The organism is Micromonospora musae (assembly GCF_003626635.1).
GTDB classification, from domain to species: domain Bacteria; phylum Actinomycetota; class Actinomycetes; order Mycobacteriales; family Micromonosporaceae; genus Micromonospora; species Micromonospora musae.
In genome coordinates this window covers 1-14,613 of record NZ_RAZT01000018.1, presented here as the reverse complement: position 1 = coordinate 14,613, position 14,613 = coordinate 1, and the positions used below count along the sequence as shown (strand labels likewise).

Genomic DNA, 14,613 nt, shown 5'->3' with positions numbered 1-14,613 from the left:
GCCGTCTCACCTGGCCGGTGGTGACCCGCACATTTGCGGTAAGCCATCCGAGCCGAGGAACAGCCAGGCCGGCCCCGCGCGGGGCCGGCCTGGACTGTCAGGAGGTTCAGACGAGGTCGAACCGGTCCAGGTTCATGACCTTGACCCACGCCCGCACGAAGTCGTGCACGAACGTCTCCCGCGCATCGTCGCTCGCGTAGACCTCGGCGAGCGCCCGCAGCTCCGAGTTGGAGCCGAACACGAGGTCGGCCCGGCTACCGGTCCACTTGACCTCGCCGGTGGCGTCGCGGCCCTCGAAGGTGTTCGCGTCCTCGGACGTCGCCTTCCACGTCGTACCCAGGTCGAGCAGGTTGACGAAGAAGTCATTGGTCAGCGCGCCGGGGGTGTCGGTGAGCACGCCCAGCGCCGACTGCCGGTGGTTCGCACCCAGGACGCGGAGACCACCGACGAGGACGGTCATCTCGGGCGCGCTCAGGGTCAGCAGGTTCGCCCGGTCGACGAGCAGGAACTCGGCCGGCAGGCGGTGGCCCTTGCCGAGGTAGTTGCGGAACCCGTCGACGGTCGGCTCCATCGCGGCGAACGACTCGACGTCGGTCTGCTCCTGCGAAGCGTCGGTACGTCCCGCCGTGAACGGCACCTCGACGTCGACGCCGGCGGCCCGGGCGGCCTGCTCGACGGCGGCAGAACCGGCGAGGACGATCAGGTCGGCCAGCGAGATCTTCTTCCCTCCGGCCTGGGTGGCGTTGAACGCCTCCTGGATCCCCTCCAGGACGCCCAGCACCCGCGCCAGCTCGTCCGGGCTGTTGACCTCCCAGCTCTTCTGCGGCTCGAGGCGGAGGCGGGCGCCGTTGGCGCCGCCGCGCTTGTCGCCGCCGCGGAACGTCGACGCGGACGCCCACGCGGTGGAGACCAGCTGGGACACGGAGAGGCCGGAGGCGAGGATCCGCGCCTTGAGGGCGGTGACGTCCTCGGCGTCGACGAGCTCGTGGTCCACTGCCGGGATGGGGTCCTGCCAGATCAGCGTCTCGGCGGGGACCTCCGCGCCGAGGTAGCGGACGACCGGGCCCATGTCGCGGTGGGTGAGCTTGAACCAGGCCCGGGCGAACGCGTCGGCGAACTCGTCGGGGTTCTCCATGAAGCGCCGCGAGATCTGCTCGTAGACCGGGTCGACGCGGAGCGCGATGTCGGTGGTCAGCATGCCGGGGGCGTGCCGCTTCGACGGGTCGTGGGCGTCAGGCACGGTTCCGGCGCCGCCGTTGTGCTTGGGCGTCCACTGGTGCGCGCCGGCCGGGCTCTTGGTGAGCTCCCACTCGTAGCCGAAGAGGTTCCAGAAGAAGTTGTTGGTCCACTTCGTCGGCGTGGTGGTCCAGATGACCTCCAGGCCACTGGTGATGGTGTCCGCGCCCTTGCCGGTGCGGAAGCTGTTCTTCCAGCCGAGGCCCTGCTCCTCGATGGGGGCGCCCTCCGGCTCGGGGCCGACGTGGTCGGTGGTGCCCGCACCGTGGGTCTTGCCGAAGGTGTGGCCGCCGGCGATCAGGGCGACGGTCTCCTCGTCGTTCATCCCCATCCGACCGAACGTCTCGCGGATGTCCCGGGCCGAGGCGAGCGGGTCCGGGTTGCCGTTGGGGCCCTCGGGGTTGACGTAGATGAGGCCCATCTGCACCGCGGCGAGCGGCTGCTCCAGGTCCCGGTCCCCGGTGTAGCGCTCGTCGCCGAGCCAGGTGGTCTCGGGGCCCCAGTAGACCTCCTCGTCGGGCTCCCAGACGTCCTCGCGGCCACCGGCGTAGCCGAAGGTCTTGAAGCCCATCGACTCGAGGGCGACGTTGCCGGCGAGGATCATGAGGTCGGCCCAGGAGAGGCTCTTGCCGTACTTCTTCTTGACCGGCCACAGCAGGCGGCGGGCCTTGTCGAGGTTGCCGTTGTCCGGCCAGCTGTTCAGGGGTGCGAAGCGCTGCTGGCCGGCGCCGGCACCGCCACGGCCGTCGCTGATGCGGTAGGTGCCCGCGCTGTGCCAGGCCATGCGAACGATGAACGGGCCGTAGTGGCCGAAGTCGGCCGGCCACCACTCCTGCGAGGTGGTCAGGGCCTGCGCGATGTCCTGCTTGACGGCGGCCAGGTCGAGGGACTTGAACGCCTCGGCGTAGTCGAACTCCACCCCGAGCGGGTTCGCCACGGCCGGGTTCTTGGCGAGGATCTTCAGGTTGAGCCGGTTCGGCCACCAGCCGCGGTTACCGCCGCCCTGGGTCGGGTGGGGGGCGCGTCCGTGCGCGACCGGGCAGCGTGACTCGCTGCCCGCCTCCGCGTCGTGGACGACGGCGTCGTGGTTCTCGGACATCGGGTTCCTTCCGTGCTTACTTTTCAGAGGGATCAGGTGTTGCTCGGGACGGACCGGCCGGGGCGAACGGCCCCGGTGGCCGGCCTGGGTCTCGCCGATCGTGGAGCCGTGGTCGTCGGCGGCGGTCAGGCCGGGTGCGGGTCCGGGTCGGGGCACGAATGCGTATGCACCGCGCGCCCGGGAGTCTTCTTCGTTTTCTGGAATCAGTCAAGATAATGGGCTGGACGTCACTCAGCCTGCCCTGCCGACGCCGGTTGGGAGTCCTTCCGGATCCTCGACGGCCCGCATAGGGTGAGGGCCCGGCGAGAGGATCATGCATGGACGCGGCGCAAGCCATCTCGTTGGTGGCGAACTGGATCCGGTCCCACGGCCTGGACTACCCGACCGAAGGGCTGGCGGCGGATCGCTTCGAGGCGGGCTGGAGCGTGTACGCGCCGGTCATCGTCGACGAGAGTGACCCGATGGCGTTCCTCGACATGCCGGTGGGGCGGTCGGTGTTCCTGGTCGGAGACTCCGGCCGCATCGAGGAGGTCTCCTCCTCCGTCCCTCCCCAGGCGGCGCAGGACCGGTTCACGACGCAGGAGATCGCGAACGCGCACGCCTCCGCCGGGTCGGACGAGGCACAGTTCATGGCCGAGTTCGAGCGGGCGTTCCACCAGGCCGCGGCGGGGCATCCGCCGGCCGTCAGCAGCTTCACCGTGGTCGACGGTTCACCCGACGAGGCCGCCATCGCCGCGGAGGCGTCCCGGCTGCTCGAGCCGATCGCCCAACAGCTGGCCCAACTCGGACCGCCCGGCTGGGACCGGCTCACGGCGGAATTCGCCTTCACCGTCTCCGCCGAGGTCGCCCAGCTGTGGTTCTTCTCCGGCGACAGGTCGGCGGCGGCGCCCGTGCCGTTGAGCATCGGCGAACTGGTTCGCCACCAACGCGACGTCGCCGCGCAGATGCCGGCCGGGCCGTGGTGGCGGCTGCTGCTGACCGTCACGAACCGCGGTGTGCTGACCGTGGAGTACGACTACGGCGACCAGCCCTTCCCCGACGACCAACTGTTGAACGCCGACCACTACCGCAACGACCTGGCCGCCTACCCCCGCCCGCGGGTACCGGTCTGGCTCGCCGGATACGTCGCCGGGCCCGCCGCCCAGGGACGCGATCCGCAGCGGGCGGCCGCCGCAGCCGCCGCCGACGCCGCCACCGGCCGCAACGGCGTCGCCGTCGACGGCGTCCCCCAACTGGCGGACGTCTGGGCCCGATGGGCGGCGCTCTCCGCCGTGTACGTCGGCGTCAGGTCGGATTGGGGTCCGCGGATCTTCCCCGGCCACGCCTGGTACGAGAGCGATCGTCGCAGCGGCTCGGTCCTCTTCGTGCTCCCCGGTGAACGCGCGGTCCTCTCCGGCGGGAAGTGGGACTCTCCCCTGCTCGAAGCCGCCTACAACGGCGGCCGGCCGCTGCCCGACCTCTACTCCGGAGCGCCCGCCTGGGTCACCGACAGCGTTCTCAACACCCGCAACCGCAATGGGCTGTTGACGTTCTGCCTCTGGTGGGTCGGTGGCCGCTGGCACCGGGGAGCCACCGACACGTCCGGTGAACTCGACGTGCCCCTTCCGCCGGTCCGGAGTTTCGACGAGACGGTGCGCGCGATGACCAGCCAGACCGGTCCTGGCACCGACCCCGCCTGCGCGGCCCTGCTGACCGCCATCGGTAACGGCGGGGCGACCGCGCACCACGTGGCGGCGCTCTTCACCCGCGTCCCCGGGGCCGATGTCGGCGCCGCCGTCAACCAGCTCAGCCTCGCCGGGCTGCTGACCGCCTGAGCGCCGCCGACTGCTCGGCGTTCAGGCGGCTCAGGGTCGGCCGGACCGCTCGGCTGGACGGCGCGGTGGACGACGAGCCGCGGCCGTCGGGGTCGGTCGGACCGACCCCGACCACCCACGGCCGGCGACCCGGATCCGGAGATCAGGAAGCCACGCGCTGCGGGCTCAGACGGCGAGACGCTGACCCGGGAAGATCAATCCCGGGTCGTCGCCGACCACTCGCTTGTTGCGCTCGTACAGGGCGTGCCAGCCGCCGGCCACGTGCTGCGCCGCGGCGATCTCCGAGAGGGTGTCCCCCGGCTTCACCACGTACGTCTCGCCGCCGGGGGTCGACGTGTCGTGCCGCCGGGTGCCGGTGGTGGACTTCGTCTCGCCGCCCGAGGGGCGCTTCGACGCGCCGGTCGACTTCGACGACGTCGAGCCCCCCTCCTTGCCGCAGGTCGGCCACGCGCCGATGCCCTGACCGTCGAGCACCTTCTCGGCGATCGCGATCTGCTCGGCACGGGAGGCGAGGTCGGCGCGGGCGGCGTACTTCGTGCCGCCGTACCCCTCCCAGGTGCTCTGGGAGAACTGCAGGCCACCGAAGTAGCCGTTGCCGGTGTTGATGTGCCAGTCGCCGCTGGACTCGCACTGGGCGATGGCGTCCCAGTTGACCGCCGCCTGCGCGGGGGCGGCACCGAAGAGCGCGACGGCGCCGGTGATCGCGCCGGCGGCCAGGGTGCCCACGGCGAGGCGACGGGCGGTGACGGCACGGTGACGGGGATGGTAGGCAGATGCCATTGGTTTCCTCCACGCCGACGAGGTGAGCTGTCGGGTTCGGACTGAGGAGCCCGGCCGCACGATGGGCGGCTTCACCCCGAGGCGCCCCGACACGGAGGGTCGGCGGCGCCGGGAAACGGTGGGTCCCCCGCTCCTGCCCGGGTGACGTTCCGACGGCCGGCGGCAGGATTTGGCGTTACCGGTCGCGGTGTTCGCGTCGGCGAACCCGACCGACGCTAGGCACCATTCGCGACGATTGCCCACTTCCTGTGAAGTTCTTCACCGGGTCGCGCGGGGCGGCCGGCGCTCGAGTTGCGCGCCTCGCCCGGCTGTGCGGCAGTGACGAACCGGACGCTTCCGGCGGGACCGAACCGTCCGACAGGGAGGATGGTCACGACCTGCCCACCGAACGACGACCAGACGTGACATCGCCGGTCGCGCCGCGCGAATCAGATCGCCAGCAGCCGACCAACTCCCGGCACCCCCGACATGTCAAACAGATGCGCATGCTCTGATGTCTTCATGATCAATCCAACTCCCCTGATGAATCTCGTCGCCGGTGTCTGGGGCTTCAAGACTCTCGCCGTCGGCGTCGAGCTCGGCCTGTTCACCCGGCTCGCGGGCGGGCGCACCATCACCGTGGGCGAGGCAGCCGCCGAGTTCGGTCTGGCCGAGCGCCCGGCGGACATGCTGCTGGCGGCGTGCGCCTCACTCGGCCTGCTGGAGCGCTCCGGCGCGGGCTACCGCAACTCCGAACTCGCCGAACAGTTCCTGGTCGAGGGGCGCCCGTACTACTTCGGCGGCCAGATCCGTTACTCCGACCTGCGTACGTATCTGCCGTGGCATCGAATCTCCGAAGCGCTGCGCACGGACCGGCCGCTGACCTGGGACCCGCAGAGCCAGCAGTCGATGTTCGATACCAGCGACCCGGAGATGATCAGCCAGTTCTGGGACGCGATGTACTCCACGTCCAGCTTCACCGCGCGGGCCCTGGCCGGCGCGTACGACTTCGGCGCGCACCGATCGCTGCTCGACGTCGGCGGCGGGGCTGGAGCATTCCCGATCGAGCTGTGCCGGACCCTGCCCGAGCTGCAGGCGACCGTGCTCGACCTGCCGCATGTCTGCGTACGGGCCGAGGAGCGGATAGCGGCCGCCGACCTGAGCGACCGGATCGGCACCGTCGCCGGTGATTTCCTCGCCGCCCCCGCACTGCCGCAGGGATACGACGTCATCCTGCTGAGCATGATCCTGCACGACTGGGACGAGCCCACGAACCGGGCGTTGCTGGCGAAGTGCCACGCCGCGCTGCCACCCGGCGGGGCTGTCGTCATCTGCGAGCTGCTGCTCAACGACGAGCGCACCGGCCCGCCGTCGGCGGCACTGATGGGCATGAACATGGTGGTCGAGACGGAGGGCGGCCGTAACTACTCCCGCGCCGAGTACGCGACCTGGCTCACCGACACCGGTTTCGTCGACATCCGCACGGTGCTGTTCGACGCTCCGGGCGCCAACGGCGCGGTGGTGGCCCGCCGGGCCTGACCGCGGGACGGTGGGTGCGGCGGCCGGATGCTTTCGCCCGGCCGCCGCCGGGCCCACGCGCCTGCGCCACCGGCGATGACCGTACGGCACCAGGACACTGCGGACGGTGATCCGCGGTGGTCATCGGGGCGTACCTCCCGTGATGACTGCGACAGGTGGGCGGTCAGAGCTGGGGTGGACCGGGCCGCGTCGGCAACAATCCGGAACGGAGACCCCGGCAGCTCAGCGCCCAGCCACCGGGGTTTACCGGGGGGAGACAGTGGTGAAGGTAGGGCGGACACGAACCCGAGGGGGACAGCCATGTCCGAAACAAGCCGTAGCGAGGCCGTCACAGATCGCCCTGACGAGGTGACCGACCCGCTGCTGTGGAAGCTCGCGCTCGAGGTGGCCGACGCGCACGAGCCCGACGGCGAGGGCGGCTGCCGCAACCTGCTGTGCGCCGGTGAGCCGTGGCCGTGCACGGCGTGGAACAACGCCCAGCGGGCGCTGAGCGCGGCGCAGGGTGGCCCGGCCGGTGAACCCGCCGTCGCGGTCACCTACAACTCCCCCGCCGCCTGGTCCGGTGTCCCGATGCCGCCGGCGAACCGCCGCACCGCGGCGTGAGGCGGGGCCGCGCCGTCCCGTAGCGCGGCCCGGGAGCGCCGTCGGCGTCGAAATATGAGGTGCGGGCGCGGGGGCGGGGCCCCTACCGTGCGGCCGTGACCATCGACATCGCCAGCCTCGCCGAGCGGCCGGAGCTCGCTGCCCTGCTCGACGAGGACTTCGACGGGGCGTGGCCGCCGTTCATGCTCTGGGATCCGATGGGCTCGGTCTACTACAGCGTCGCCCACGAGCTGTATCCGGAGTTCGTCTTCGCCGCCGTCGATCCGGCGGAGCCGGGCCGGGCGGTCGCCCGGGCGTACGCCGTGCCGCTGCGCTGGACCGAGCCGGAGCTGCCCGACGGCGGCTGGGACCGGATGATCCAGCGCGCCACCGTCGACCGACTCAGCGGCGCCGAGACCAACATCGTCTCCGCGTTGGAGATCTGCATCCGGCCCGACCGGCGCGGCGGTGGGCTCTCCGCGCTGATGCTGGACGCCATGCGTCGGGCCGCCGCGGAGCAGGGGTACGACACGTTGGTGGCGCCGGTGCGGCCGAACGGCAAACACGCCCAGCCCGACCTGCCGATGACCGAGTACGCGAGGCGGGTCCGCCCGGACGGGCTGCCGGTCGACCCCTGGCTGCGGGTGCACGTACGCGCCGGTGGACGCATCGAGCGGGTGGCGACGCGGTCGATGACGATCTCCGGCACGCTCGCCGACTGGCGGCGCTGGACCGGCCTGCCCTTCGACACGAGCGGGCCGGTGCGGGTGCCGGGTGCGCTCGTACCGGTGCACTGCGACGTGGCGCACGATCACGCCGTCTACGTGGAGCCGAACGTCTGGGTCCGGCACCGCCTCTAGCTCCAGCTCAGCAGAGCGTGGCGGTGTGGCCTGGCCAGGCCCGCACCGCTCGTGCTGTCACCGCAGTGCGCGCAGCAGACTTTAGGGTCTGTTTCATGAGACCGTGCCCGGCTGCGCCGGCCCCAAGCGACGACCGGCCGCGTTGGAGGTTCGTCCGGATACCACACCGGTATCCGCACGAACCTCCGCCTCGCCGGACCGCCGCCTGGGCCTCGGTTCGCTCGGGCGAGCCTCATGAAACAGACCCTAGGCCCGGTTGAACCGGGCTGCCCAGTTCCGCAGCAGTTCGAGCAGCTCGGGCGGGTCGAGGACGCGGAAGTCGGCGTCGAGCGTGCCCAGCGCCATGGCCGGCCAGTCCAGAGAGTCGGCGGTCATGAATACCCGGCAGTGCTCGGCGTCGACTTCCTCGACTCTGCTCCACCGGCCGATCCGCGATCTCACGGCCGCGGCCGGGGCGTCGACGAGGGCCTCCACCCGGTACGGGTGGGGCATGTTGCCCAGGCTGGTGCGGACGAACTCGGCGGCGTCGGCGGCGGGCAGGTCGCGGGGTCGGAACCGGGAGCCGGTGCCGTTTGGCGCGGTGAGGCGGTCGACCCGGAAGCTGCGCCACTGATGCCGGGTGAGGTCGTAGGCGACCAGGTACCAGCGGCGGCCCAGGGAGACCAGCCGATGTGGTTCGACATGCCGGTCGGTGTGCTGGCCGTCGGCGGCGGTGTAGGAGAACCGCAGGTGCTCGCTGTCCCGGCAGGCCAACGCCACTGCGGTGAGCATTCCCGGGTCTACCTCCGGCCTGGTCGGGCCGTCCCAGCCGGCGGGCAGGGTCATCGCGCGCAACGCCTCGACCTGGCGCCGCAGCCGGGCCGGCATCACCTGCACCACCTTGGCCAGGACGCGCACCGAGGACTCGGCGAGGCCCTCCACCGCGCTCTGCGCGGCGGCCTGCAACCCCACGGCCAGGGCGACCGCCTCCTCGTCGTCGACCACCAGCGGCGGCAGTGCCGCACCGGCGGTGAGCTGGTAGCCACCGTCCACCCCGCGCTGCGACTCGACCGGATAGCCCAGCTCGCGCAGGCGGTCGATGTCCCTGCGCAGGGTGCGGACGGAGATTCCCAGGCGCTCGGCCAGTTGTTCGCCCGGCCAGTACCGGTGGCTCTGCAGCAGGGAGAGCAGCCGCAGCGTCCGGGTGCTGGTGTTCGCCATGTCCGTGATTCTTCCGCTAATAGAGGTCAGGAAGTGTCCGCAGTGCGCCCTAGCGTGGGTCCTGATACAGGACAACGGAGGGTGAGACCATGAGCGAGACCACGACCGCCACCGAGCGGGCCACCGGTGACCGGGCAGACGAGCCGGCCGCCACGGGTGAGCGGGCCGATCTGCTGGCGATGCTGGCCAAGTCTCGGCACTTTCTGCGCTTCACCACCCGCGACCTCACCGACGAACAGGCCGGGCGGCAGACCACCGTCAGCGAGCTGTGCCTGGGTGGCCTGATCAAGCACGTCACCGCGACCGAGCGGGGCTGGGCTGACTTCATCGTGGCCGGCCCGTCGGCGATGGACGACTTCACCGCCATGACCGAGGCCGACTGGGCCAAACGGGCCGACGAGTTCCGGCTGCTACCCGACGAGACGCTGGCCGGTGTGCTGGCCGACTACGCCGAGGTGGCCCGCCGGACCGACGAGCTGGTCGCCACCCTGCCCGACCTGGACGCCACCCACCCGCTACCGGAGGCCCCGTGGTTCGAGCCGGGCGCGCGGTGGTCGGCCCGGCGGGTGCTGATGCACATCATCGGCGAAACCGCTCAGCACGCCGGCCACGCCGACATCCTCCGCGAGTCCCTGGACGGGGCGAAGAGCATGGGCTGACCAGCAGCACGGTGTGGGGGCTCGGTGAGCCGCGCCCCCACACCGAGCGCGCGGGCGGCTGCGGTGGCGTTCCGACGCCGGTACGGTGAACGCCGTCCGTCCGGCGCTCCGCGCCGCCACCGTGGGGAGGAATGAATGATCTTCATTACCGCGAAGTTCCGGGTGCTGCCGGAGCACGCCGACCGGTGGCCCGAGATCGTCGACGAGTTCACCAACGCCACCCGCGCCGAGCCGGGTTGCCTCTGGTTCGAGTGGTCCCGCAGCCTCGCCGACCCGACCGAGTACGTCCTGGTCGAGGCGTTTCGGGACGCGGACGCGGGCGGGGCGCACGTGCAGTCCGAGCACTTCCGGACGGCGCAGCGCACCCTGCCGCCGTACCTCGCCGAGACTCCGAAGATCGTCAACGTGACGGTCCCGCAGGAGGACTGGTCCGAGCTCGGCGAGATGGCCGTCCCGGACCGCCCCTGACATAGCGGGAGCCCGGCAACGGCCTCCATCGGCGGCGATTACGCCGAAAGCCGATCCCGCCGCGACCCGTGGATGGAAGATTGCCTCGGGGACTGAGGTACGCGCGACGGGAGTCCAGGCGTGCTCGGAAGCGGCCTCCTGGCCTGGGTGCGTCACCGTGACCCGCGGTACGTCGTCCTACGACGTGCCGCCCGGCTGACCCTCGTCGCCTCCGCCGTCTTCTACGGCGGCCGCTACGGCCTCGGCAACCCGACCCTGGCCACGTACGGACTCTTCGGCGCGATCGCGATGGGCGCCTTCACCCAGCTGCCGGGCGCCGCCCGCGAGCGCGCCCGGATCCTGCTCACGGCGCTCCCGGTCGCCTGGGTGCTGATCTCCCTGGGCACCGCGCTGGCGGGGAACCTCTGGGCGGCGGCCGGCGGGATGCTCGTCGTCGGATTCGCCGTGGCGTTCGCCGGCGCCGGCGGTCCGCGCCTGGTCGGCCTGATCAGCGCCTTGCAGCTCTTCTACATTCTCGCCTCCTTCCCGCCGTATCAGCCGAGCACCCTGCCGCAGCGGCTCATCGGCGTGACGGTCGCCGTGCTGCTGCTCGCCGTCGCCGAGATGCTGCTCTGGCCGGACCCGACCCCCGTCTCGTACCCCCGGCGGCTCGTCTCCGCCGCGGACCGTCTCGCGGTGCTGCTCGACGTCGCCGCGGACGTGCTCGCGGGCACCGAGGACGGCCGGCGCGAGCGGTTGACGCGACAGGAACAGGCCGCCGAGGCGGTGGCCCGGCTCAGGCTGGCGGAGTTCCCCCCGGCGGAGCGGCCGACCAGCGCCGCCGCGCGCGACCGTGCGCTGCGGGCCTGCGAGGCGGCGTTACAGGGCGTGCTGGTCAAGGTGACGCGGATCCTGGCGGAAGCCCCACCGCAGCCACCTCCCGGCCTGGCGGCGGCGCGGCTCTTCCGGGCGTGTGCCGACACCACCCGCGCCACCGGCCGGACCCTGCGGCACGACGGGCCGCCGGTCTCCCTCGACGAGCTGGACGCGGCCATCGACGCGTCCGAACGGGCGTTCACCGCTCCGACCGGTCCGGTCACGCAGGCGGACCTGTCGCGACTCTGCCTGGATGCCGGAGCGCTGAGCCTCGCCAACCAGGTGAGCGTTCTCGCCATCTCCGCCCGGGCCGCCGTCGGGTTGACGACCGCCGACACGAATCCCGCGGTGGCCGGCTACACGAGCGTGGTCGGAGACGTGCGGCAGCCTCGGTGGCGGCTGTACTGGCGGCAGTTCGGCGCGCATCTGACGATCCGCTCCGCCCTGTTCCAGTCGGCGCTACGGCTCGCCGTGGCGCTGGCCGCCGCCCGGGTGGTCGCCGGTGTGCTCCCCCTCCAACACGGCTTCTGGGTGCTGCTGGCGACGCTCACCGTGCTGCGCACCTCGGCCATGGACACCCGCACGGCGCTGAAGCCGGCGGTGCTGGGCACCATCGGCGGCGCGGTCGCCAGTGGCGTACTGATGCTCTTCGTCAACCGCTCGATCGTCTACGTCGTCGCGCTGCCGGTCACCATGGTGCTGGCCTTCACCTTCGGCAAGCTGCTGGGGCCGTCCTGGGCGCAGGCGCTCTTCACCCTGCTGCTCACCTTCGTCTTCGCTCAGCTCATGCCCGCCGGCGTGCAGCTCGCCGAGGCCCGTCTCGTGAACGTGTTGCTCGGCGCGGCGGTCGGCATCCTCGCCGGCGTGCTCGTCTGGCCCCGAGGCGCCCGACACGACCTGCGGGAGAACACCGCCGGCTACCTCCGCGCGGTCGGTGACCTGATCGAACAGACCGTGGCAGCGACGCTCGGCGGCCCGCGACCGGATGACGCGCTCCAGCGGGCGCGCCGGGCGGTCGCGTTGGCCGACGCCTCCTACGCCCAGTACCACGGTGAACGCCACGATCCGCCGGCCGGCCAGGTGGACTGGCAGGCGGTGCTCTCCGCAGGGCACCACGCGTTGCACGCCGTGCCGGTGACGCTGTTCCGAAACCAGCCTGGCCGCCTCGCCGGCTGGCCGGAGGCGGCCGCCCAGCTACGTGAGACCGCCGGCCGGGTCCGATCGGCGTACGACGAGGTCGCCGACCAGATCTCCCGTGGGGAGGCGCCGCATCCGATGGTCAGCGCGACCCGTTGCGTGGACGAGCTGAACCGCAGTCGCCCATTGCTCGACGAACGCAACGCGGGCCAACAGGTCCGCTACCTCGTCGAGGTGAACTTCCTGCTCGCCAACCTCGCCGACCACATCGCCCGCATCGGCCGCATCGGCCCGTCCCAGCGTCCCTCGCGGTGACCGGTCGTCTCACTCGGGGGACGGCGCCGTGATGACCCGCGCGAACAGGTCGGCAGCGCCGTCGAGGACGTCCCGGTCACCGGTGATGAGCAGGTCGAGCAGGAGGCCACGGGTCGCGGCCAGGGCGAGCCGGGTTCGCGTGCGGGCCTGCGCCTCGTCGAAGCCGAGCCGGACGAAGAGCTCCTCGACCGGCGCCGTCCAGGCGGCGACGACCGAGGCGCGGAACGGCTCGGTCCAGGATCGGTCGTAGAGGGCGTTCACGTAGACCTCGAAGAAGAGCCGCTCCGCCGGTGCCAGCGCCGGGTCGGCCAGGCGCCGCCAGAATCGCCGGCTGACCTCGGCCGGGTCGTCCGACCCGACCGCCAGCGCGGCGAGCGCCGCCCGCTGCTCCGCCTCGATCCGATCGACGACCTGCGTGAGCAGGCCCTCCCGGCTGCCGAAGTGGTAGAGCAGCATGCGGTGACTGGTGCCCACGCCGGCGGCGATCTCCCGAAGGCTCAGGTGGCTGAAGCCGTCCTCCGTCAGGAAGGCGAGGCAGCGGTCGAGCAGGGCGGCGCGCCGGTCAGCGGCCATCGGCGTCGTCGTCCGGGTGCGAGGCGTCGCCGGCTTCGGCGGCGGCCTTCAGACCCTCCGCCTCCAGCCGTACGTACCGCCGGGTCTTCGCCGACGTCAGCAGCGCGACCAGCCCGGCGAGGAGGCCGGTCTGCCGGATCCCGATGGTGATCCGGGTCGTTCCGCCCGGCTCGGCCTCCACCCGGTGGTACGCGACGGTGTGCACACCGGGGGCGTGCGCCTCCCAGACGTACGACGCGCCCTCGCGTACCTCGCGGACGCGCCACACCGTGACCGGGAGACCGGGCTGCCGGATCCGGAACCGGTTGCCGACGGCGAGCGACGGAGCGTCGAGCGGCTCGACGGACGACATCGAGGCCGTCCAGCGTGGATATGCGGTCACGTCCGCGAGCGCCTTCCAGGCGCGGCCGGCTCCGGCTGTCGTGGCGATGCTCTCCGCGTAGTCCATGTACCAGATGGTACATAGATGACTGTCACCCTACTCGAAGCGGGCGGTGTCCCCGGCCCCGCGACGCAGGATCTCCGGCTCGTCCTCGGAGAGGTCGATCACCGTGGTCGGCTCCTTGCCGCACTCGCCGGCGTCGAGCACCGCGTCGACGAGATGGTCGAGCCGCTCCTTGATCTCCCACCCCTGGGTCATCGGCTCCTCCTCGCCGGGCAGGATCAGGGTGCTCGAGACCAGCGGCTCGCCGAGTTCGGCGAGCAGCGCCTGGGTGACCGTGTGGTCCGGTACGCGGACCCCGACGGTGCGCTTGCGGGGGTGCAGCATCCGACGCGGCACCTCCCGGGTGGCCGGCAGGATGAACGTGTAACTGCCCGGGGTCGACGCCTTCACCAGCCGGAAGACCGAGTTGCTGACCTTGACGAACTGGCCGAGCTGCGCGAAGTCCCGGCACACCAGCGTGAAGTGGTGTCGCTCGTCGAGCTGCCGGATCTGCCGGATCCGGTCCAGCCCGTCCTGGTTGCCGAGCTGGCAACCGAGGGCGTAGCACGAGTCCGTCGGATAGGCGATCAGGCCGCCGCCACGGACCAGGTCGACGACCTGGCCGATGGCCCGGGGCTGCGGGTTGTCCGGGTGCACGTCGTAGTACCTCGCCATGCGTCGAGAATAGTGGGGTGTCCAGGAACGTCGGCCCGGTGAACGACTGGACACCGCACTCGTGCTCCCGGAGCGCCCGCAGCCCACGCGACGTCCCTAGGCCCCGGGCTCGCCGTGACCGGATTGACTTCCGGCTGCCAAGAGGCGCCTGGCCCCAATCGATCAGGCAGGCGCCCTGGAAGGGCGGTGGCGTGTCAGGCTGCCTGACCTGACACGCCGCATCCCTCACTCGCCGTTCGTGGTCTTCGGCGCGCTCTTGGTGTCCGAAGGTGTCACGGTTTCCGCCGGAGTCCAGCTCTCAAGCGGGTCCATCCAGAAGCGGGTGAGCAGCACCGAGTCGATCAGCCACTGCCCGTCGACCTTCTTGTAGGTCTCGCGGTACTGCCCGTAGCCGTGGTGTCCCTCGGGAGCGTCCGGA

At 71.7% G+C, this 14,613-nt stretch carries 14 protein-coding genes and 1 riboswitch; of the genes, 7 read left to right on the top strand and 7 right to left on the bottom strand.

The genetic code is table 11. The annotated features are described in order from the left end of the window. Positions 1-106: 106 nt before the first annotated feature. Entirely contained in the window at positions 107-2,335 is a 2,229-nt protein-coding gene (gene katG, locus D7044_RS27945; protein WP_120690675.1) for a catalase/peroxidase HPI, read from the bottom strand. Positions 2,336-2,652: 317 nt separating this feature from the next. On the opposite strand from katG, the gene D7044_RS32730 reads away from it, so the two are divergent. Next, entirely contained in the window at positions 2,653-4,149 is a 1,497-nt protein-coding gene (locus D7044_RS32730; RefSeq protein ID WP_199716795.1) for a hypothetical protein, read from the top strand. A 165-nt stretch (positions 4,150-4,314) separates the two neighbouring features. Here the strand turns inward: D7044_RS32730 and D7044_RS27935 are convergent, their stop codons facing one another. Further along, positions 4,315-4,929, bottom strand: a complete 615-nt coding sequence (locus D7044_RS27935) for a LysM peptidoglycan-binding domain-containing protein (protein ID WP_120690674.1) — start codon at positions 4,927-4,929, stop codon at positions 4,315-4,317. After that, positions 4,927-5,114, bottom strand: a riboswitch (cyclic di-AMP (ydaO/yuaA leader). (Overlaps the previous gene by 3 nt.) A gap of 316 nt (positions 5,115-5,430) precedes the next feature. On the opposite strand from D7044_RS27935, the gene D7044_RS27930 reads away from it, so the two are divergent. From D7044_RS27930 to D7044_RS27920, 3 genes are all read left to right on the top strand, one after another. After that, on the top strand, positions 5,431-6,447 hold the full coding sequence (locus D7044_RS27930) for a methyltransferase (RefSeq protein ID WP_120690673.1): 1,017 nt from the start codon (positions 5,431-5,433) through the stop codon (positions 6,445-6,447). A gap of 300 nt (positions 6,448-6,747) precedes the next feature. Then, positions 6,748-7,050, top strand: coding sequence for a hypothetical protein (locus tag D7044_RS27925; RefSeq protein ID WP_233563304.1), 303 nt, complete (start codon positions 6,748-6,750; stop codon positions 7,048-7,050). A gap of 95 nt (positions 7,051-7,145) precedes the next feature. After that, entirely contained in the window at positions 7,146-7,889 is a 744-nt protein-coding gene (locus tag D7044_RS27920) for an N-acetyltransferase (protein ID WP_120690672.1), read from the top strand. Positions 7,890-8,135: 246 nt separating this feature from the next. Here the strand turns inward: D7044_RS27920 and D7044_RS27915 are convergent, their stop codons facing one another. Further along, positions 8,136-9,089: a helix-turn-helix transcriptional regulator gene (locus tag D7044_RS27915; protein ID WP_120690671.1), complete on the bottom strand. Its 954-nt coding sequence runs from the start codon at positions 9,087-9,089 to the stop codon at positions 8,136-8,138. Positions 9,090-9,178: 89 nt separating this feature from the next. Between D7044_RS27915 and D7044_RS27910 the strand changes: the two genes are divergently transcribed. From D7044_RS27910 to D7044_RS27900, 3 genes are all read left to right on the top strand, one after another. After that, positions 9,179-9,748 (top strand): DinB family protein, encoded by a 570-nt coding sequence (locus D7044_RS27910; RefSeq protein ID WP_120680703.1) that lies wholly within the window; start codon positions 9,179-9,181, stop codon positions 9,746-9,748. A gap of 135 nt (positions 9,749-9,883) precedes the next feature. Further along, a complete protein-coding gene (locus tag D7044_RS27905; protein ID WP_120690670.1) occupies positions 9,884-10,216 on the top strand; it encodes a putative quinol monooxygenase in 333 nt (110 codons plus the stop codon). 120 nt (positions 10,217-10,336) lie between these two features. Further along, on the top strand, positions 10,337-12,523 hold the full coding sequence (locus tag D7044_RS27900; protein ID WP_120690669.1) for an FUSC family protein: 2,187 nt from the start codon (positions 10,337-10,339) through the stop codon (positions 12,521-12,523). A gap of 9 nt (positions 12,524-12,532) precedes the next feature. On the opposite strand, the gene D7044_RS27895 is transcribed toward D7044_RS27900, so the two are convergent. From D7044_RS27895 to D7044_RS32495, 4 genes are all read right to left on the bottom strand, one after another. Beyond that, positions 12,533-13,096 (bottom strand): TetR/AcrR family transcriptional regulator, encoded by a 564-nt coding sequence (locus D7044_RS27895; protein ID WP_120690668.1) that lies wholly within the window; start codon positions 13,094-13,096, stop codon positions 12,533-12,535. Then, positions 13,086-13,544 carry an SRPBCC family protein gene (locus D7044_RS27890; protein ID WP_120690667.1) on the bottom strand — a complete coding sequence of 153 codons (459 nt, stop codon included), beginning with the start codon at positions 13,542-13,544 and terminating at the stop codon, positions 13,086-13,088. Before D7044_RS27890 ends, D7044_RS27895 begins: the two co-directional genes overlap by 11 nt. A 30-nt stretch (positions 13,545-13,574) precedes the next feature. Then, complete coding sequence (locus tag D7044_RS27885) at positions 13,575-14,195, bottom strand: L-threonylcarbamoyladenylate synthase (protein WP_120680693.1); 621 nt, start codon at positions 14,193-14,195, stop codon at positions 13,575-13,577. A 225-nt stretch (positions 14,196-14,420) separates the two neighbouring features. Next, the coding region (locus tag D7044_RS32495; protein WP_199716793.1) for a hypothetical protein at positions 14,421-14,613 on the bottom strand (193 nt) is incomplete at its 5' end.

Coding starts and splice junctions, on each gene's coding strand:
- D7044_RS27895 (WP_120690668.1), bottom strand. CDS start 13,096: ATGGCCGCTGACCGGCGCGCCGCCCTGCTCGACCGCTGCCTCGCCTTC.
- D7044_RS27925 (WP_233563304.1), top strand. CDS start 6,748: ATGTCCGAAACAAGCCGTAGCGAGGCCGTCACAGATCGCCCTGACGAG.
- D7044_RS27910 (WP_120680703.1), top strand. CDS start 9,179: ATGAGCGAGACCACGACCGCCACCGAGCGGGCCACCGGTGACCGGGCA.
- D7044_RS27890 (WP_120690667.1), bottom strand. CDS start 13,544: ATGGACTACGCGGAGAGCATCGCCACGACAGCCGGAGCCGGCCGCGCC.
- D7044_RS27935 (WP_120690674.1), bottom strand. CDS start 4,929: ATGGCATCTGCCTACCATCCCCGTCACCGTGCCGTCACCGCCCGTCGC.
- D7044_RS27885 (WP_120680693.1), bottom strand. CDS start 14,195: ATGGCGAGGTACTACGACGTGCACCCGGACAACCCGCAGCCCCGGGCC.
- D7044_RS32730 (WP_199716795.1), top strand. CDS start 2,653: ATGGACGCGGCGCAAGCCATCTCGTTGGTGGCGAACTGGATCCGGTCC.
- D7044_RS27915 (WP_120690671.1), bottom strand. CDS start 9,089: ATGGCGAACACCAGCACCCGGACGCTGCGGCTGCTCTCCCTGCTGCAG.
- katG (WP_120690675.1), bottom strand. CDS start 2,335: ATGTCCGAGAACCACGACGCCGTCGTCCACGACGCGGAGGCGGGCAGC.
- D7044_RS27905 (WP_120690670.1), top strand. CDS start 9,884: ATGATCTTCATTACCGCGAAGTTCCGGGTGCTGCCGGAGCACGCCGAC.
- D7044_RS27930 (WP_120690673.1), top strand. CDS start 5,431: ATGATCAATCCAACTCCCCTGATGAATCTCGTCGCCGGTGTCTGGGGC.